The organism is Vibrio lamellibrachiae, assembly GCF_050337265.1.
Taxonomy (GTDB): domain Bacteria; phylum Pseudomonadota; class Gammaproteobacteria; order Enterobacterales; family Vibrionaceae; genus Vibrio; species Vibrio kyushuensis.
The window spans coordinates 294,068-314,252 of sequence record NZ_JAKJSU010000005.1 but is presented as its reverse complement, the minus strand read 5'-3'; the positions used below and the strand labels follow the sequence as shown (position 1 = coordinate 314,252).

The 20,185-nt window shown below is 43.4% G+C and carries 13 protein-coding genes; 8 read left to right on the top strand and 5 right to left on the bottom strand.

Annotation, left to right across the window (positions count from 1 at the left end; all coding sequences use genetic code 11):
• Window positions 1–141: 141 nt before the first annotated feature.
• On the top strand, window positions 142–801 hold the full coding sequence (locus tag L4C54_RS06965) for an alpha/beta hydrolase (protein ID WP_428807600.1): 660 nt from the start codon (window positions 142–144) through the stop codon (window positions 799–801).
• 63 nt (window positions 802–864) lie between these two features.
• Here the strand turns inward: L4C54_RS06965 and L4C54_RS06960 are convergent, their stop codons facing one another.
• From L4C54_RS06960 to L4C54_RS06950, 3 genes are all read right to left on the bottom strand, one after another.
• Window positions 865–2,412: a glutamate synthase-related protein gene (locus L4C54_RS06960; RefSeq protein ID WP_428807599.1), complete on the bottom strand. Its 1,548-nt coding sequence runs from the start codon at window positions 2,410–2,412 to the stop codon at window positions 865–867.
• 210 nt (window positions 2,413–2,622) lie between these two features.
• Window positions 2,623–3,615: a glutathione S-transferase family protein gene (locus L4C54_RS06955; protein WP_428807950.1), complete on the bottom strand. Its 993-nt coding sequence runs from the start codon at window positions 3,613–3,615 to the stop codon at window positions 2,623–2,625.
• Between the two features lie 57 nt (window positions 3,616–3,672).
• Window positions 3,673–4,530, bottom strand: coding sequence for a pirin family protein (locus tag L4C54_RS06950; RefSeq protein ID WP_428799923.1), 858 nt, complete (start codon window positions 4,528–4,530; stop codon window positions 3,673–3,675).
• 159 nt (window positions 4,531–4,689) lie between these two features.
• On the opposite strand from L4C54_RS06950, the gene L4C54_RS06945 reads away from it, so the two are divergent.
• The 5 genes from L4C54_RS06945 (at window position 4,690) to L4C54_RS06925 (ending at window position 10,253) form a co-directional block, all read left to right on the top strand.
• Complete coding sequence (locus tag L4C54_RS06945) at window positions 4,690–5,595, top strand: LysR family transcriptional regulator (RefSeq protein WP_428799924.1); 906 nt, start codon at window positions 4,690–4,692, stop codon at window positions 5,593–5,595.
• Between the two features lie 82 nt (window positions 5,596–5,677).
• The gene (locus tag L4C54_RS06940; RefSeq protein WP_428799925.1) at window positions 5,678–6,037 is read left to right on the top strand and encodes a DUF6559 family protein; all 360 of its coding nucleotides are present in this window, start codon (window positions 5,678–5,680) and stop codon (window positions 6,035–6,037) included.
• A gap of 274 nt (window positions 6,038–6,311) precedes the next feature.
• Window positions 6,312–7,826, top strand: a complete 1,515-nt coding sequence (locus L4C54_RS06935; protein WP_428807598.1) for an Lcl C-terminal domain-containing protein — start codon at window positions 6,312–6,314, stop codon at window positions 7,824–7,826.
• Between the two features lie 76 nt (window positions 7,827–7,902).
• Window positions 7,903–8,208, top strand: coding sequence for a DUF1330 domain-containing protein (locus L4C54_RS06930; RefSeq protein ID WP_428799927.1), 306 nt, complete (start codon window positions 7,903–7,905; stop codon window positions 8,206–8,208).
• Between the two features lie 428 nt (window positions 8,209–8,636).
• Window positions 8,637–10,253 carry an ATP-binding cassette domain-containing protein gene (locus L4C54_RS06925; protein ID WP_428807597.1) on the top strand — a complete coding sequence of 539 codons (1,617 nt, stop codon included), beginning with the start codon at window positions 8,637–8,639 and terminating at the stop codon, window positions 10,251–10,253.
• A gap of 73 nt (window positions 10,254–10,326) precedes the next feature.
• Here L4C54_RS06925 and L4C54_RS06920 read toward each other — a convergent pair whose 3' ends face one another.
• Window positions 10,327–12,717, bottom strand: a complete 2,391-nt coding sequence (locus tag L4C54_RS06920) for a PKD domain-containing protein (RefSeq protein ID WP_428807596.1) — start codon at window positions 12,715–12,717, stop codon at window positions 10,327–10,329.
• Between the two features lie 265 nt (window positions 12,718–12,982).
• Here L4C54_RS06920 and rsgA point away from each other — a divergent pair, with 265 nt between their 5' ends.
• Both rsgA and L4C54_RS06910 read left to right on the top strand, forming a co-directional pair.
• Window positions 12,983–14,032 (top strand): ribosome small subunit-dependent GTPase A, encoded by a 1,050-nt coding sequence (gene rsgA / locus L4C54_RS06915; protein ID WP_428807595.1) that lies wholly within the window; start codon window positions 12,983–12,985, stop codon window positions 14,030–14,032.
• A 160-nt stretch (window positions 14,033–14,192) separates the two neighbouring features.
• On the top strand, window positions 14,193–18,806 hold the full coding sequence (locus tag L4C54_RS06910) for a response regulator (protein ID WP_428807594.1): 4,614 nt from the start codon (window positions 14,193–14,195) through the stop codon (window positions 18,804–18,806).
• Between the two features lie 280 nt (window positions 18,807–19,086).
• Here the strand turns inward: L4C54_RS06910 and L4C54_RS06905 are convergent, their stop codons facing one another.
• Window positions 19,087–20,127, bottom strand: a complete 1,041-nt coding sequence (locus tag L4C54_RS06905; protein ID WP_428807593.1) for an alkene reductase — start codon at window positions 20,125–20,127, stop codon at window positions 19,087–19,089.
• Window positions 20,128–20,185: the final 58 nt, after the last annotated feature.

The following is a 20,185-nucleotide window of genomic DNA, read 5'->3' as shown; positions in this document are numbered from 1 at the left end:
GAAATGTTTAGTAGTAGACTATTACATAACTACTTATTATTGAATTACTTGGGGCTAATGCGATTGTATTATAATATTTGGCCATCAAACATAGGTGTCAATGGAATCTACTTAGCCTATGAACATATATGAGAAGTGATTATGAAATATTTGTCGAGTGTTGAAATTGAACCAACAACTAAAGCGACCGCTTCGGTAATTTGGTTGCATGGTTTAGGGGCTGATGGTCATAATTTTGAGCCAATAGTAGGGGAGCTGAATCTTCCTGAAAGCTTAGCGGTTCGCTTTGTATTCCCTCATTCCCCTTCTATACCAGTCACGGTCAATGGCGGTATGGTCATGCCCGCGTGGTACGACATTTTGGATATGAGCATTGAACGAAAGGTAGATTTGCCTCAGTTAAATGATTCAGCCATTGCTGTACAAGCGCTAATCGACCGTGAAATAGAGCGTGGAGTTGAACCTAACCGTATTATTCTCGCAGGCTTTTCTCAGGGTGGCGCTGTCGCGTATCAAGCTGCATTGACTTATGAAAAACCATTAGCGGGTTTATTGGCGATGTCGACCTATTTCGCCACCAAGGACACCATCGAAATACATGACAGTAATAAGAACATTAACATTAGCATACAGCACGGTAGCTTAGATCCTGTTGTTGCGCCTTTACTGGGTGACCAAGCGCTAAAAGCATTGGAAGATAAAGGATTTCAACCAAGTTATAAGCAGTACCCTATGCAACATTGCGTGTGTGAAGAGCAAATAGCCGATATCTCGGAGTGGTTACAAGAGCGCTTAATGTAATAAAAAGCGCGACTCATAGGTCGCGCTTAAAGTTTCTAGTGATTAATGAAAATTACTTGGTCTCTAATTTAGCTTACTTGCTCCCGAATACTTAACGCCAGATAACATCGCCATTTCTCTGTCCCATGTTGCTAGATCTTTCGGGTTAAATTTACCGAGGTCATCATGACCACATGCTCGTGACATAACTTGCATCAACTCAGTTGACGCCTCAAAGAAGTTCTTCAGTTGCTTTGATGCTTTGTCTACGTTAAGTCGTTGGCGTAAATCCGCTTTTTGTGTCGCAATTCCAGCGGGGCAGTTATTGGTGTTACACATACGTGCCGCCACGCAGCCAATGGATTGCATTGCGCTGTTTGAAATCGCTACGCCGTCGGCGCCTAATGCCATCGCTTTTACGAAATCCATTGGAACACGTAGGCCTCCAGTGACGATTAATGTGACTCGTCCGCTCGCGCCTTGCTGATCCAAATAGCGTCTGGCTCTGGCTAAAGCAGGAATCGTAGGCACGCTGATATGATCGCGGAACATCTCTGGTGCTGCGCCTGTACCGCCGCCACGCCCATCTAGAATGATGTAGTCAGCCGTTGCATCTAGCGCAAACTGAATATCTTCTTCGATATGGTTGGCACTGAGTTTAAAGCCGATGGGAATGCCACCTGTGACTTCACGAACTCTGTTCGCAAAGGCTTTGAAGTCTTCTACGGTATTTAAGTTGGAAAACGTAGGAGGGGAAATCGCGGGCTCACCCTCAGGGATGCCACGAACTTGAGAGATCTTTCCGATATTTTTATTACCAGGGAGGTGACCACCCGTTCCGGTTTTCGCGCCTTGCCCACCTTTAAAGTGGAATGCTTGTACGTTTTTGAGTTTCGACTCGTCATAACCAAAGCCTGCACTGGCGTATTCATAGAAGTAGCGAGAATTCTCAGCTTGTTCTTCGGTGAGCATACCTCCCTCACCAGAACAGATACCTGTGCCAGCAAGCTCTGCGCCTCTCGACATCGATATTTTTGCTTCTTCCGACAGTGCGCCAAAGCTCATGTCAGAAACAAACAGTGGGATGTTAAGTGTGAGTGGTTTTTTAGCGTCAGGTCCAATGACGAGTTCAGTAGCAACAGGAACATCTTCCATCAATGGCTTAGTTGCCATTTGTGCAACCATGACTTGTAGGTCATCCCAGTGGGGTAGGAGGTGTCTAGGCACTCCCATGGATGTCATAGGACCATGATGCCCAACTTTAGCAAGACCATCTCGCGCCAACTGGTGAATAAACTCGACCGTAGGCTCTTCTAATGTTGCCGTTGCTGTAGGGGAAGCATCCACTGATTGAATTTGAACACCAGGGCCTTCTTTCCCAACTTGATCGGTCGTAAATTGTTTATGGGAACCGTCGCAAAAAGGTGTGTTCGCCGAGTGCTTACACTTACAAAGGTAAGCGTCGCCACTCTCTTCAGCGACAAAGCTTTTTGACTTCATGCCTGTTCCTGCGTGTGAGCCGTCGCAGTAAGGTTGATTTTTGGAACGTCCACAGGCACAAAAATAGTAGGTTTGATCTTTCACCAGTTCGACTTTAATTGGTTTGTTGTCCGCGATTATTGGATTGCTCATGCTGTTTCCCTCTCCATGGGGTTTTTATCATTATGATTTGATCTTTCTTTTACTAGTAAGCTATTCGTTAAGAACTAGTCATTTAGAAGTAAGCATAGGAAACACAACGAGAATTAGCGTAGATTTATTTGCGACATCAACGCTAATTCTAGGTGTAACGCCTACTTAAGTTTCATTTCTCTCCATTCCCTGTCAGTAATCGCCTGTAAGTCACTTGTCTAATAGATCAGCGCGGTTATGAGGCGTTGTGAAGTCTAGTTCAGGGCCTTTTGGAATCACAAGCGTTGGGTTTATGGTCTCGTGGCTGCCGTAGTAGTGCGCTTTGATATAAGGAATATTAACGGTTTCAGCAACGCCCTCAACTTGATAGAGGTCGCGCAGATAGCCCCAGATATTCGGGTAGTCGACAATGCGCTTTAGGTTACATTTGAAATGGCCAACGTAAACTGCATCGAATCGAACCAAGGTAGTAAATAAGCGCCAATCCGCTTCCGTTATGGTGTTACCCATTAAATAACGCTTGGTCGATAAGCGTTCCTCAAGCGTATCAAGAGCGTTAAATACGTCGACAACAGCTTCATCATAAGCAGTTTGAGTGGTTGCAAATCCTGCTCGGTAAACACCGTTATTGATATTTGGGTAAATGAACGCATTAAGCTCGTCAATTTCAGCTTGAAGCGCTTGTGGGTAGAAATCGAGAGGTGTCGTGGTCGTCTCAATATCATCAAACGCTTCATTAAACATACGGATAATTTCCGCAGACTCGTTGCTCACAATCGTTTCGGTTTTCTTATCCCAAAGAATGGGCACCGTGACTCGACCAGTGTAATCAGGATCTGCTTTGGTATAGATCTGGTGAGCAAATTTTGCATCCATAATTGGATCTGGGATCACACCGTCTCCCGCCTCAAAATGCCAACCGTTTTCACCCATATAGGCGTTAACGACCGACATTGAGATGATATCTTCTAACCCTTTTAGCGAGCGATAGATAATGGTTCGATGAGCCCAAGGGCAGGCTAGTGATACATATAGGTGGTAGCGATTCGCTTCTGCTTTAAAACCATTATTACCGGTTGGCCCAGCGCTGCCATCCTTTGTTACCCAACTACGAAAGCTCGACTCTTTGCGTTTGAATTTTCCGCCGGTTGATTTAGTGTCATACCAATCTGTATGCCATTCGCCATTAACTAATAATCCCATCATATTCTCCTTTTCAAATCGTGGTAGTGCTAAGTAATTAGTGGAAAGCAACGAGTGTTAAGCAAATTTTCCGCTGCTGTAGTCTTGAAATGCTTGCATCAATTCTTGTCTGGTATTCATCACAAATGGGCCGCCTCTTACCACAGGCTCGTTCAGTGGTTTCCCCGCTAAAAGCAGGAACTGTGCATCGCTGCTTGCTGTGATTGAAAGTTGCTCTTCGCCTTTGCTAAGAATACCGATGTACTTCTCTTCAACAGATTGGCCATCAATATAAATGCTACCTTCGATAACGTAGACAAAGGCGTTGTGTCCTGCCGGAATATCTTGAACAAATGTTCTGTTATGAGGCATCGACACATGCATGTAAGTCGGTGACGTGTAGGCATTATCAACGGGTCCCGTTGTCCCTTGATTAGTCGTTCCTGAAATAACACGAATCGATGTACCATCTTCGCGCTCTTCGAGTGGCGTACGTTCCGGTGGAAACTCTTGGTAGCCCGGCTCAACCATCTTGGAGTCTTGAGGAAGGTTTACCCACAATTGATAGCCCTTGAGTAGTCCATGTTCTTGCTCTGGCATTTCAGAGTGCAGGATCCCTTTTCCAGCTGTCATCCACTGTACGCCCCCGGGTTCAATCACACCTTCATTGCCAGTGCTGTCTTTGTGGCGCATCTTACCGTTTAGCAAATAAGTGACCGTTTCAAAGCCTCGGTGCGGGTGAGTTGGAAAACCGCCTACGTAATCAGACGCTTGATCACTTTCAAAACAATCGAGCAATAAAAATGGGTCGAGCATATCGAGTTCGTTAGTCCCGATGATGCGAGTCAACTTCACGCCGTCACCATCAGAGGTATTCACGCCTTTGTAGACTCGGCTGAGCGTACGGTATTGAGTTTTCGTTTTTGTCATGTCCATCGGTTAATCCTCGTTGTCTCTCTGATTCATCTGTTTCTTCAATAAACCTGTTTTTCAATAAACTAATACTAGTTGTTGATAAAAACGCATTAAACAGCAAGAATGAGAAATGATTGTTCTCATTTCGAGATTAATGGGCAAGGTTAGGAGAGTGCTGGTATGGGGCAGCTAGAGAGTATTCACATATTCATCAAGGTTGTTGAAACGGGCAGTATTACTAAAGCTTCTGAGCAGCTAGGTTTAGCAAAGTCAGCCATCAGCAAAAGGCTCAGTGAGTTAGAGCAGCAATTGGGCGTGAAGCTGATAAACCGTACCACACGTAAATCGAGTATTACTGAAGCGGGCCAGATCTACTTTCAAAAAAGTAAATTGATCTATGAAGAGCTTGATGAATTGAACTGTGAGATCTCCTCAGTACAAAAGAACTTAATTGGGACGTTAAAAATCGCCGTACCACTCTCTTTTGGTATTGAGCATTTAGTCCCTGCTCTTGATGAGTTCTCAAAGTTGCATAGTGAGCTAAAATTGGATGTCGACTTTTCAGACCGAAGGGTAGATTTGGTTCAAGATGGTTTTGACCTCGCGCTTAGAATCGGTCATTTGGCAGATTCCACACTCAAAGCGAAAGCCATCACGCCTATCCGACACATATTATGTGCAAGCCCCGCTTATCTTAATGAGTTTGGCATTCCAAAATCGCCAGACGATCTTAAAAACCATAAGTTTCTTAGGTACAGCCAAATGTCATTATCAGGGTTGCAGCTTATGGATGAAAACAAACAGAAGTTCATGGCGCAGATTGATGTGGTTCATAGTGCTAACAATGGTGAGTTTCTTAAAAGTATGGCGACATCAGGGCACGGCATTACCCACTTACCAACATTTATTATTTGGAAAGAGTTGAAAAGTGGTGCGTTAAAACAGATCCTAACGGCATACACGCCGGAGCCACAAAACGCTTATATTGTTTACCCAGAGACGCGTTACTTACCTCAAAAAAGCCGTGCGCTGATTGATTTTTTAGCTGACTACTTTGGTGATGTACCATATTGGGATGACGAGTAATCAAGGTTATTGATGTAAAGAAGTGGGCTCGGAAGTTGGGCCCTATTGGCGATACTTCTGACAAACAGAGCGAGAAATCTAAGTGATAAGATACATTCAACGACGCCGTATTAAAAAGGTAATAAAGTTACTTTCTGCGCGCTTGGTTAAGAGTTATGGGAGTAGAGAATACTTTTCTATTGGTCAGGTCAAGACCTCCACCAGTGAGCTAAATAAACGTCAACAGCAAATCGCCTTGGCGTTGTACGCCAATCCACAAGATTTGGATCAAGAGGACAACTTGGCACTTCACTCACTGCGCAGTGACGTATCGAACGATTTTTTTGGTGGATGTGATTACACAGGCCAAGACGTTCTCAATTTACTGGGTTCAGGCGGTTGGAAAGGCGGCCGGATGAACGATGATATGTCACACCGATTTGGTATGGGGAGTCGGTATTAAGTTGCGTACTACTGTTTCTGGGAACTAGAAAAAAACGCCCCTATATTGGGGCGCTTTTCGTTTGTTGATACTTCCTGTATCCATAGACAAGTCCAATCTGCAGCACCTTTACGGAAAGCCAGATCATCGATATCTCCAGTTGTGTATCACTGTCGAGTTTAGCACAGTGATGCTTTGAAAGCTGACTGTTCTTTACGCAACTTTACGGCCTGACACTGTTTATTTACTTAGCAGCATCTACAGTATGATGAGGATTCATTGTAGGGAAATTCAAATGACTATCGATCATCGCATGACACCCATTAAATTGGCTTTAACACTAGCCTCAACAGTGGGCGCACTTCTATCTGCAAGCAGCTTTGCTTCGACGTTAACGACCCCAATTGTTGATACCAACCAAACCCAGTGCTTTAGCAATAAAAACAGCAGCAGTTGCTCTAGTAATGTCGGTCAGGATGCGCAGTACCAAGGCAATCTGCCAAACTATACAAATAATGGTAATGGAACAGTCAGCGATAACGTCACCCGTCTAATGTGGACACAATCAACAGACTTGGATAATAACGGTAAAATCACCGTAGATGACAAGTTAGGGTATGAAGACGCGTTAGAGTATGTGAAGTCAATTCGAACAGGTGGCTATAATGATTGGCGTTTACCTACTATTAAAGAACTCCATTCATTGGTGCTGTTTGACGGACAAGACCCAAGTGGTTTAAAGCCGTCGGGAGAGGTGAGTTTAGTGCCGTTTATTGATGCTCGATATTTCGTGATTAATGCGGGAGATACCGATTCTGGGGAGCGATTAATCGACAGTCAGTTTGTCTCTAGCACCAAGTATGTCTCTACCACGATGAACAAAGATGAAACCGTGTTTGGGGTGAATTTTATTGATGGGCGAATTAAGGGTTATGGTATTGAGCACCCACGAGGCGGTAAGAAAACTTTCTACGTATTAGCGGTTCGTGGTAATACCGATTATGGCGTTAATCAGTTTTCAGATAACCGTAATGGAACGATTATGGATTCGGCAACAACCTTAGTGTGGCAACAGTCAGACAGCCAAAATCAGATGGATTTCCCCAAAGCACTCTCTTATTGCGAAAGCCTTTCCATCGCAGGTCGTGATGACTGGCGTCTGCCGAATGTAAAAGAGCTACAGTCCATCGTCGATTATTCACGGTCTCCCGCAACCACAGACTCTCCCTCCATTGACCCTATCTTTTCGAGTACTTCAATTAAGAGTGAAGGGAATCAAAATGATTACGCGAATTATTGGAGCAGCACGACGCATATCAACCTTCGAAATGGCGCTAATGCTTCCTATGTTTCATTTGGCCGTTCAATGGGGTATATGAATGGAAAGTGGATGGATGTACACGGCGCAGGGGCGCAACGAAGCGATCCTAAAGTAGGCGATGCAGGCGACTATCCTACAGGGCATGGCCCGCAAGGGGATTCGATTCGAATTGATAATATGGTGCGTTGCGTCACCGGAGGTTCGGTTCAATTTGTTGAGCAGCCTGATCTTATTCCGCGCCCTGCCATGACGTTCAAAAATAGTGCATCTAGTTCCGCAAGTTCAAGTGGGTCACAAGGGGTTTCAAATAAACAACCAATGAGACAGGGTAGCGGAAAATCAGGTAATGGGCATTTTGAAAAAATGGACCGAAATGGTGATGGGAAGCTTTCCAAAAATGAAGTGAAAGGCCCGTTAGCGAATGACTTTAAACGACTTGATAACAATAGTGATGGATACATATCTAAAGATGAAATGCCTAAGCGGTGACTCGTGAGCGTATTTGATCTATGAATACCGTAATAACTTCTATACTAAATAAGCAAATTATCAATAGGAGTTAAAAATGTCGGTTTATTATTCGGTAGTGGAAGTGACCCCAACCAGTGAAGACTGGATCCCAAGTTATATTGAAGAGGTGACCAAGTTAGTTGCTAAGCATGGTGGTAAGTATCTTGCGAGGACGGGCAACCATAAACAGATGGAAGGCGACCGTGAAAGCCCTGCACTCTGTGTCATTTTGGAGTGGCCATCAAAAGAAGCGGCTGAACGTTTTATGGAAGATCCCGCTTACGGACCTCACTTTAAAGCGCGAACAGAAGGTGCAGTCAATCAGCATGTGTTCATCGAAGGTAAGGACGATTTTGCTTGAAAACAGTGTTACCTAGAGCATTCAGATGCCCTGTCTATTTTGATGGGGCGTTTTTATTTTTAGTGATTGAGTAATTAAAATTGTGACTGCTAGCAGTTGTCAATTGCTTCGAGTTACGGTTACAATCTGTTCAACCCATCTCTAGGAGTCTACGCCCATATGAATAACTAATACCTGTCATCCACTTTTTTACATTATTTTTTGGATCCACAGGGTTAGTAGGCGTAGCTTTATCGCTCGTATCGAGCCGTATTTTTTGCTCATACCGAGCGCGATTTCCAGCACAGCACTACATTATTTAGAACGCATTCGATGACGTTTATTCGTTAATTATGGCTGCGTTCTATCTAGGTTTTTGTCTAGATTATTTCTAGGTCAATACCGTAATCTCGCTACGTCTAACGCCCCTGTTTAACAGGAGGCTTTTTATGCCACAAGTACACATACAATCAACAATACAAACCACACAGATAGCGATACAAGCTAATAATCTAAGCTACCAATTCGATAATGGAGAAACTCTGTTTGAGGGTATTTGCTGCACATTAACTCATCGCCGAATTGGTTTAATTGGTCGAAATGGAGTCGGTAAATCTATTCTGGCGTCGTTGCTCATTAAAGAGCGAGAACCCTCTTCGGGAAACGTTACGTTACACACGCAAGTTGCAAGCTATAGCCAATTACCGTCGTCGCTTCTTAATGGTGAGATAACGATAGCTCAGTACTTAAACCTTGATGTTGTGTTTACGGCCATTGAGCGAATAGAGCAAGGAGAGTGTGATGCTGACCTATTTACAATCGTTGGAGAGCAATGGTTAGCCAAACAAGATCTAGAACAACAATTAGTGGAACTCGGTTTGCCAAAAGATGTTCATTTTCCTTGCCAATTGCTCAGCGGAGGCCAATTGGCACGGCTCCGTTTATGGCAGCTGTTTCGATCAGATGTTGGTTTGCTCGTGTTGGACGAGCCGTCTAATCACCTAGACGACGAAGGTCGATCTTGGTTGATCAAGAAAATAAATCAATTTTTAGGGCATGTCTTACTGATCAGCCATGATAGACAGTTATTAAGACAAATGGAGCGAATTTGGGAGCTGTCGACGTTAGGGCTTACACAGTTCGGTGGCAGTTTTGATTTTTACGTCGAACAAAAGCAGCAAGAATTGTTCGCAGTTGAAAGGCAGATAAATAGCGTCGCTAAGCAGCAAAAATGTTTGGAAGTGGAGGCGCAGAAAAACAGGGAGAAGTTCGAGCAAAGAGCAGCCAAAGGAAATAAGGAGAGAGCAAAGGGGGGAACACCTAAAGTTGTTCTCAATCAACGCCGCAGTAAAGCGACGGCCAAGGTGTCAAATCGAATAAAAAATGAGAACGGTCGGCGCGGATTGCTACAAGAGAAAGCGAATGGATTGCTAGCGAGACAAGAGCAATTGAAAGATCAAAAAATGTACCTATCGGACGGTACGCAACGATCGAAAAACTTACTATCAATTGTTAATGGACAGCTCCCGTTTGGTAACCAAGGCTCGATAAATCTGCAAATTAACAGTTCGATGAAAATGCACCTTCAAGGTGGAAATGGGATCGGTAAATCGACACTGCTTAAAGCCATGCTAGGTAATGTGGAACGTGTTGGTGGCCAGTGGAACATCAATACGCCGATGGTTTATTTAGACCAGCACTTTGGCTTAATGAAAGGGGATAGCTCGGCATTGGATAATGTTTGCCACTATTGTCAGGGCATGCAGCAAAGTGACGCGAGAACCTTACTGGCGGGAATTGGTTTTCGTCGTGATGATGTGCATCGGTTGGTGAGCCAACTCAGTGGTGGAGAGAAAATGAAACTCGCCATGTTGGTGGTGACCCATCAAATTGATCAACCGTTGCTTTTATTGGATGAGCCGGATAATCATTTAGATTTAGACTCAAAAATCACACTATCGAGTGCACTTCAGCAGTATCAGGGCGCATTCGTGATAGTCAGTCATGACGACGAATTTGTACAAGAGTGCGGGGTGAATCGTACTTATTTATTAGAAAAAATATGATGATTAGCTAAACAGGAAAACTATAAAAAAGCGGCTTCATGTTCGAAGCCGCTTATTGATTTACATGTGATCCTTATGGGGAGCTAATACTGGTTTCGCCACCAAAGTCATAACCAGATTTACTGATGTTCGTGACAGTCAAAGTGATGCCTTCACCTGCTGGGATTGAACTTGAGGTAAATGATACGACTCCTCTTTTATTGGTTCTTCCTGATGCAGTTTGAGAACTGTTGCTTCCCCAATCCCAACGAACGCTAACATTGGCTCTGCGAATAGTATCGCCATTACCGTTATGGTCTTTAACAGTGGCTGTAACAGTATAGGTAGTGCCAGAACCTCCACCATCATCGCCCCCTCCTGATCCACCGCCGCCTTTACCTTTTCCGCCTCTTGCTTTAGAGACTGTAATGTTTTGGGTAATGGTCAGGTTAGCTTTCATGTCATTGAGTGTCGGGTCGGAGTCGACGGTGACATTAACACTATCATTACCCGTAGCGCCGAAATCATCTGTGACGGTGAGTGTCGCAGTGTGGTTACCTGTAGAGCTGTATGTATGGCTTGGGTTCGCTTGTGTAGAGCTATTACCATCGCCGAAGTCCCAGCTATAGCTCACGATAGTACCGTCACTGTCTGTTGAGCCAGTGTTTGAGAATTGCACAGAGGTTCCTAGGATGACAGAATTAGAATCGACGGATGCTTGAGCCGTAGGCGCTGTGTTGGTTACGTTGATGATTACGGAGTCTTCACTGCTATTACCATTGCTATCCGTAACGGTGAGTGTCGCTGTGTAGCTACCCGGTATTGTATAGGTATGTGAAGAATCGAGCCCTGTATCGACATTGCCATCACCGAAGTCCCATTCATAAGAGCTGATAGTTGTGTTTGGTTCGTTCGCGGAAGAACCGCTACCGTTAAATTCAACAAAGAGTGGGTAATTACCAGAGATGGGTGTCGCGCTTATGTCCGCTGTTGGTTTGAGTACTCCACCAGCATCAGGATAGGTACCACTAAGTGTGTAATTCCCTAAGCTACCGTAATCGGTATAGCCTGAAGGGGATGAACTCATTGGAGAGCCTACACCCACACCTTCGACGGAGAGGTAGTAATCATTAAGCGCAACTGGATAATTAACGATGGTGGCAGAGAGTGAAGGGCTTGGGTTGAAGCTAGCAAGCATGCCACCACTGCTATCATATAGAATCGCCATAATATCTAAGTTAGGGCTTTCAACATGAGGCTCTATGGTGATACTGAGATCGCCTGAACCTGATTCAATACGATAGAAATCTACATCGTTGGTACCTGAAATAATACTGGATACAGCATCAAGCGTTACGTTAGAGCCATCACTGCTCCCTGTAAGTAGTTCAGCACTAGGAAGGCCATTATTGTCATCAACCAGTAATTTGGCTCCAAAGCTATCAATGACACTAAGATCGTCCTCACTATTATTCGCACCGTAGTAGTCTCCTTTGCTCCACTGCACAAGTGGTTGGTCGTAACCTACGCCCATTATTGGAGCCCAACCAAGCGAGTTGCCGGTACCGTTGTGACCCCAGTAGTAGTTTGTTCCCGGGCCGCCATCATGAGATAGACCTAAATTATGCCCAGCTTCATGAGAGGTTGCCTCAGCGATATTTTTTGCAGAATTTGATAGGTTGTCATAAAACACAAACGCTGGTTTATACCAACCTGCGGAGTAAAAGCCAGGGTAATAATCAAATACGCCCACGTAAGCAAATCCACCACAATTACACGCATTAGGGCCTGCGGTGAAATCCTCTGTGATCATTACTCGGGTCCCATAGATACTATCACCCGAGTTGTCTCGCATGATGGCGTCAACGCCGGGGTCTTGTGTCGTTACATCTACATCAAAGGGTGCGTAATCTTCCGCGACCATCTGCCATACTTTTTGAATAGCGCTATGCTCGCTGCTACTAAATGTATTTGGAGAGCCATCTAAATCAAATGGAGTTGCGTTGAAGTTACCGTAACTGTTATTCCATGCCGTGTTGATAATATTACTATCACCTGTGAAATCGAGGTATATCACACGACTTGATCCGGGGCGGCTATGCAACAGAAAAGTTTGCGAATCAGGAAAGGCACCTTCTGATATTTCAGATTCACCTTCGGGTTCTGGTGCTAGCTGTGGGCTTGGCTCAATAATGAGCATGCGACCAGTTTGATCAATCCATATCGATGGGTCATCGCGAATCATTTTGACAAATTCAGCCACAGTTTTACCATACCACGCAGCGACTTCTGGAAGCTTATTCCCCAGCGCAACAATAGCAACTTGTCCTTGCGCCCGCTCTGGTAGTTCTATATTAGGGAAGGGAGGGCGGTTTTCTTGCGCTGCTTGGGTAACATTAGTCGTAAACAAAGCCAACAGTACGATCATCGCAAAGTGAATGAATACCTTATAGGCATATTGAGGGTGTGATAAATAACTTGTCATAACAACGTCCTAGTAAATACTGCATGTAGTAAGGAGTAAGCCAACGTTATTTTTATATTTAGTTATCCATTAATTTTAGTCGATCAGAGCAGTTTGTGCGGATTAATTAACGGTTCTATCAATAATGATTGGTGTTGCTATTAATTGATGTGAATATGAGATTAACTTGACCTGTCTACTGCTCTATAGTTTAAAGTGCTAATAGTAGAACGAGCATCAATAGTCATATAGAAATCAGCACCACCAATACGATATAAGGTTAAACATGAATAGCGACATCAGCCCCACTCTTCCTCAACTGGGTTGGAGACCATTCTTTCAACAACAACTTAGCTTAGAAGACCTTGAAAACTTGCAAGTTGGGCGCGTGTTAGAGCAGCATCGTAGCCAATTAGTAGTCATGAGCGAGCAAGGACAAGTTAGTTTATCGTTGACTCCAAATAGCGAACGAGCGTGTGTCGGGGATTGGGTCTTATTTGATGAGTCACATCGTTTGCAGCGTCTACTAGATCGTCAATCTCTGTTTCAGCGTAAAGCGCCGGGTTCTAAAGTGGATACGCAGTTGATCGCAGCCAATATCGATAGCGTATTTATAGTCTGTTCGCTGAATGATGATTTTAACCTAAGTCGAATTGAGCGCTACCTTGCAATAGCAAAAGAAGCAGACGTTGAGCCAGTGATTATTTTGACCAAAGCTGACTTGTGTGATGAAACCGATGAAAGGCGTCAACAAGTTCAAGCACTTGATCCGTTCTTAATGGTGCATGCTATCAATACCTTAGATGCTAGCCATCTTGATGAATTAAGTCATTATTGCAAAGTGGGCAAAACCATTGCCTTTTTGGGCTCATCTGGTGTCGGTAAATCAACGCTAGTCAACGGGTTGATGGGATCTGAGGTGATGGATACGGGTGCAATCAGAGAGGATGACAGTAAAGGGCGTCATACCACCACATATCGGGCGATTAAGTGGCTACCTCAAGGTGGGTTGTTAATGGACACTCCGGGAATGCGAGAATTGCAATTAAGTGATTGCGAGCAAGGTGTCAGTGATACCTTTGGAGAAATTACCGAACTTGCCGAGCAATGTAGATTTGGCGATTGCAGCCATGGTTCAGAGCCTGGATGCGCTATTCAAGCTGCATTAACCCAAGGCACACTGGAAGAGAGACGTTTTGTCAGCTATCAGAAGTTAATGCGAGAGCAGGCGTTCAACAGCGCCACATTGGCAGAAAAAAGAGCCAAAGATAAAGCGTTTGGTAAGATGGTGAACAACGTACAAAGTGAAGCAAGATATAGGAAAAAAGGGCGTTAGCTGGCGCATATACCAAAGCTTATGTGAGCACTTAATTTAGTTTCTCTACGTATTCGTTGGCTAATGATAGAGAGGCTTTAATTTAAAGATACTCAGCGTTTGACAAAATCCTTGTCTAGACTTTTAGTTAATATTATAAAAGTAAATAGTGGCTAGGCTTATGAATGTACGTTTTAACAAACGTAATATGTTCGTGTACGCCGTTGTAGGGATATGTTTAATTCCCATTATTCTCAATGTATTTGGTTTAGGTTTTGAATCTGATTATTTGGTTTTAACACCAGATATGTTTTCAGATGGGTCAATCAAAGTTGACTTGTTATTTAAGGTATTGACGGGAGCGTTACATCACGCTTTGTTAGAGTGGACGGCGGTGAACATTGCGTTCATTGCGGCACTTTCCTCATTTCTACATTATTCGATTCGTAAAGACATCACTGTACCTATTATTGGCATGGCAATTTTTTCAGCCGGCATGGTTGATGCCTTTCATACCTTAGCGGCTTTGCGTTTGATTGAAGCTAACGCACCCAATTCCGATTTCATTCCTTTTACTTGGGCGTTATCAAGAATATTCAATGCGTCAATAATGATTGTCGGTGCAAGTATCAGTATCTGGATTTCGAGTCGTCGATTACGAGTAAGTAAAGACGATCCTGCCTTTTCTCATGACCCGCGACAGCTGTATGTTCTACTTGGTATTAGTTTATTGTTTGTAGGCTTATCTTATTCGGTTGTGCATGTCGCTGCGGTCAGTACTACCCTGCCACAAACCATGTATCAAGATGCGTTAATTACACGACCATTTGATGTGTTGCCTTTAGCTCTATTTTTATTTGGAGGGACACTTTTTTGGGTATGGTATAAACAAGATCGTACGATAATTAAGTTTGCCTTATTGGTCAGTATCATCCCTGAAGTTGTAACTCAGGCTCACATGGCTTTTGGTTCAACAGCTCTGTTTGATAACGACTTTAATATTGCCCATGCGTTAAAAATACTGGCGTATAGTACGGTGCTATGCGGCTTAGTGTTTGACTTATCGTTAAATAATACGCTTGCCAAATCGAGTGAAAAACGTGTTCACTGGAAAGAGGAAGAGAAAGCTTGGAAACAGATTCAAACAGAAACGCTAAATGTGGGAAGCGCGAATCGACCACTGGCAATTAAGCTTCCGATTGCCGCTTTCATTTTAGCACTCTCAGTTGCGATCGTTGTGAGTGTAAGTTTCTACCTAGAAAGTGAACGACTAATATTGAATCAAGAAGCCGAGGAGCTACATTCTGAATCGACGATTTTAAAACCAACCATTACTCAGATTTATAAACAATCAGTCAGTGATTTAATATTTTTGAGCCGAACGCCCCCCATTCAAGGGATTATATTCTCTGAATCAAACCAAGATTCGGTTAACTACGCGTTATGGCGAGAGCGGTTAGAGCAGATATTTGAACAAATGATGCGAAGTAAATCGTCCTATTCTAAGTTGCAGTATGTAGGCGTTGCTAACGATGCAACTGAAATAGTGGCAAGTGTTAGGACCGATTACGGTATCAATACCGTTCCTGCTTCCAGATTGGCTAAGACCGCAGGTGACACGCTAGTTACTCAAACATTGTTGCTTTCAAAGGGGCAAACGTTCCATTCAGCTTTTGAACGAGACCAAGGCAGTTATGGCGTGGAATTACGCATCTCAACGCCGATATTTGATGAGAGTACGGGAGATGTTTATGGTTTAGTCGAAATGAACATCAACTTGTCGCTGTTTTTAGAAGACTTTGTTGAAGATAATTTAGATAACTTTAATGTGTATTTGGCAGACAACAAAGGACAATTGTTGATTGAGCCGAGCCATGACCACGAAGTGAGGAAGGACCATAACTTATTCGATATATTTCCGAATTTAGATAAGGCGCTCATTAAGCGTGAACAAATGGGATTCTTCTATGAAGAAGACGTAGAGACAGAACAAAGCATTTCATCCTACTTTTCCAAAATCAAATTAACCGATATTAGAAGTTCTGATTTTTTCTACATGGTATTGCAGCGTCGAAATAATTTAACGTCGGTCCAATTGGAAGATTTTCGAAACCGAAGTTTAATACTCGGAGTTTCTCTTTCTTTGATTGCGCTTGCCTTTGCAGTCGTTGCGTCTAGACGGGCGCTAAAACCGTTATTGACCCTTACAACCGCAGTTCAAGAATATGAGAGCACGGGACGAATTGTAGAGGTTCCCATTGATGCAAACGATGAAATAGGCGTTTTGTCACGAAGCTTTAGTAACGCGTTGAAAAGAACCAATGACGCTTTAGCGTCAGAGCAAGAATCATCGAAAGAGGCGCATGATAACCTCATAAAATTGCAAGGTATTTTAGATTCCGTTGCCGATGCCATTATCACGGCTGATGAGTTTGGCTGCATTCAGTCCTTCAACCCTGCAGCGGAAAGAACGTTTGGTTATACTGCCGAGGAGGCGATTGGTCAGAATCTTAAAATGCTTATGCCCAATGAAACCGCGAAAAACCATGATGATTATCTGAAAAATAGAAACCGATTAAAAGAAACGTCCATTCTGGTTAATGGTGCTGAGCTAGTTGCTGTACGAAAAGGAGGAGAAACTTTCCCCATTTATTTATCGGTTACGGAAGTTCAATTAGAAGAGAGCGTGCTATTTACAGGTATTGTTCGGGATATTACGGCAGAAAAAGACGCTGAAAATTTGTTGATCATTGAGAAAGAGAAAGCCGAAGTTGCAGCGACGCAAAAGTCTGAATTCTTGGCTTGTATGAGCCACGAGATTCGAACACCAATGAACGGTGTACTGGGTATGTTAGGGCTTCTTCTCGACACCAAATTAGACAAAGGGCAACAGCATCAAGCCCAAGTAGCACAATCCAGTGCGGAATCACTGCTTACCATCATTAACGATATTCTTGATTTTTCCAAGGTAGAAGCAGGCAAGCTAGAGCTGGAGTTAATTGAGTTTAACCCTAGAAACTTATTGGGTGAATTTTCTGAATCCATTTCCTATAAAGCCCATGAGAAAGGTCTTGAATTTATATTGGATACGGTAGACGTCGATCAATCGATTGTGATTGGCGATCCTGGACGTATCAGGCAAATATTAACCAACCTTGTAAGTAATGCGATCAAGTTTACCCAGAAAGGTGAAATAACAATTCGAGCGCAATTGATGCCGATTGAAGACGATCGAGTTAAGTTTACTTGTGGTGTTTTTGATACCGGTATTGGTATTGCTGCAGAAAAACAATCTTCACTGTTTGAATCATTTACTCAGGTTGATTCGTCAACAACACGTTTATATGGCGGTACTGGGCTAGGGCTTTCTATCTGTAAACAGCTTTGTGAAATGATGAATGGGGAAATAGGTGTATCAAGTGTATCTGGGCAAGGAAGCCGTTTTGAGTTTAGCGTCGAATTGCAAAGCAGTGAAAACTCTAGACTGGTTAAACCTTCAGTGAGTATTGACGACGTACCAATGCTAATAGTGGACGATAATGAAACCAATCGATTTGTAACGCGCAGCCAATTAGAAAGTTGGGGAGCTAAGGTTACAGAGGCTCATAGCGGGACACGAGCACTTTCATTATTGGATGACAACCATTTTTCAGAAACGCTTTCTCAATTCAAAGTGGTCTTTATTGATATGCAAATGCCCGGAATGGATGGTGCGCAGTTAGGAGCGGCTATCAGAAAAGAAGCACGTTATAACGACGTTCAATTAGTCGTAGTAACGTCCATGGCGCAAAGAGGGGATGCGAAAAAGTTTGCTGATATTGGATTTAACGCTTATCTACCCAAACCCACGACATCCTCAGATTTGCTCGATACGTTATCGGTCGTTATTGAAGGCGGTGAAGTGTTGGCTCAGGCCAAGCCGTTGATTACATCCCATTACCTCAATGAATTACAGCCGTCAGATCCTGAAGAGGAAAGTCGTTGGTGTAAGCAGACAAGACTACTACTTGTGGAAGATAACGTTGTTAACCAACAAGTAGCCCAAGGCATTCTAAAACAATTAGGGTTAAGTTCAGATATAGCCGCGCATGGTATCGATGCGATTACTAAGCTTGAAGAAGCGGACGAACTAAATCCATTCACGCTTATTTTTATGGACTGTCAAATGCCAATTCTGGATGGCTATGAAGCGACCAGAAAGGTCCGTAATGGGGTTGCGGGTGATAGATATAAAAATATACCGATCATTGCGATGACGGCAAATGCGATGTCGGAAGACAGAGAAAAATGTATCGACGCAGGCATGGATGATTATTTATCTAAGCCAATTAGCACGCGTAACTTACAAGAGATATTGAAAGGATATATTAAAAAAATGACACATAATGAAAGTGCGGAATTAACAGGCTTAGACACCAACAATGGTGATGATATGGATACTTTGAAAGTATGGGATAAAGCCGAAGCAATGCTTAGGATTAACGATAAAGATGAGTATATGGTCATGATCATTAATAGCTTTTTGGGGTCTATAGATCCCCAGGTTGAATTGCTTGTAAACGCAGTTCGTAATGACGATTTTGAAATTGCTCAGTTGGAGTCCCATTCATTTAAAGGTGTGGCGGGTAATATTAGCGCACATGAATTAATGGGAATTGCGGGAGAATTAGAAGTTTTTTCCAGAGAGAACAATGCAGACAAGTTGACCGAGAAACTCCCTGAGTTTTTAACCAAGCTCGAAACTTTAACTAAGGTACTGGAAGAGTATGTAGCGGGTATAAATGAAGCAATATAATCGATGTAAAATAGGACAGTACGGTAGGTCTGTTAAGAAATAGGACTATAAAAATAAAAAGCCGCCAAAGATATTGGCGGCAAAGTTATGAATTGAGGCGAGCATAGCAGACACTGTATTTAGCAATGGAACGACAGAAAAGGCAGTGCTGTAGTCAGTATTGTTGATTGGTACCTGCTACTTATTGGCTCTATAAAATCAATTTCAAACTAAAGATAAAACTGATTACTGATGTTACACAACGCCAGCAATCAAAAGTAATCTAAAATAAGTAACGAAACTAAACGAGTTCCATCAACATTTCGTCAGAGTAGGTGACTAGGTCATCCCCCGATTTTACTTTGGCAACATAATCAGGGTTTGCGATTAATGGACGGCCGATAGCCAGTAAATCAAACTTGTTGGCTTCGATAGCTTCACTGCCTGATTGCGCTGTGTAGCTGCCGACACCGACCAAGGTTTTAGTGTAGTTAGCTCGGATATAAGTCGATGCGCTTCCATCTAGATAGTCAAATGTTGTCGAATCATCAAAAATACCTACATGCAGATAAGCGAGGTTTCGTTTTTCAAGTTCTACGAGTAAGTAATCAAACACACCTCGGTCACGAGCGTCTGTTTCGATATTGAAATAGGCACCCGGAGAAACACGTAGAGCCGTACGATCTTCGCCGATTCTTTCAGAAACAGCATCGACTACTGCTAGTGGGAATCTAGCCATATTCTCAGAGTTTCCACCGAATTCATCATCACGAGTATTACTGCTGTAATGAAGGAACTGGTCGATGAGGTATCCGTTAGCACCGTGTAATTCTACGCCATCAAACCCTGCATCAATCGCATTCGCTGCAGCTTGACTGTAATCCGCTACTAACTGTTCAATATCATCTTTTGATGCTGGTTTTGGAACGATATACGTCAATTCACGCATACGCGGTACAGTGCCTTCTACAGCAATAGCTGACGGCGCTAGTACGTAATCACCATCATAGAAATGCGGGTGAGCTACTCGGCCTGTATGCCAAAGTTGAGCAAAGATCTTACCGCCATTTTGATGGACAGCATCGGTTACTTTCTTCCAACCGGTAATTTGTTCAGCCGTAAATAGCCCCGGAGTGTTTGGGTATCCTTGGCCATCAGGTCGAATAATAACGGCTTCGGAAATGATCAACCCAGTATCAGCACGGCGAGCGTAGTAGTCAGCCATCGCTTGAGTAGGAACAAGATTATCATCGGCCATGCAGCGTGTTAAAGGCGCCATCAAAATGCGGTTTTGTAGAGTAATCGTATTGTTTAAAGCAAGTGGTTGAAAAAGGTTTTCCATGCTGATCCTTCCGTTTCTATTGTTCGTTTCTTGAATGTCCATTCAAATTAGACGAACT